At 62.0% G+C, this 379-nt stretch carries 1 pseudogene; it reads left to right on the forward strand.

Going from position 1 to position 379, the window contains the following annotated elements:
* Positions 1–379: pseudogene (locus AAEZ05_RS27885) on the forward strand (glycosyltransferase family 2 protein); the annotation flags it as partial.

Genomic DNA, 379 nt, shown 5'->3' on the forward strand with positions numbered 1-379 from the left:
GGCAAACCCTGTATCGGATGCAACCCTCCTGCAGGTGCTGCTGATCGGCGACAGCCTCAACCGGCCAACCCTCGCCCAGCGCTGGCTAAGCCTGGCCAGACAGGCCATTCGTGAACAATTACCGCTGATACTGTTAGCCAAGGATGATGGGCCTTGGCTCAAGGCTCTACAGGCAACAGGTATCGTTCATCGGCTTCCGCTGCTGCACGATTTCAGTCTGGCCGAGCGCGCTCGCGCTGCGGGCTGCGGCGCCGTGCTAAGCCTCGATGATGCACCAGGCGCCGACTGGAACGCTCCAATGCTCGCCGAGACTATGGCTGTGCCTCTGCTTGCCAACCCAAGTGCGGTGGCGACCGAAGCAGGTGCGAGCGCTTTGACT

Source organism: Pseudomonas sp. HY13-MNA-CIBAN-0226 (genome assembly GCF_040310305.1).
In the GTDB taxonomy this organism is placed as follows: domain Bacteria; phylum Pseudomonadota; class Gammaproteobacteria; order Pseudomonadales; family Pseudomonadaceae; genus Aquipseudomonas; species Aquipseudomonas gregormendelii.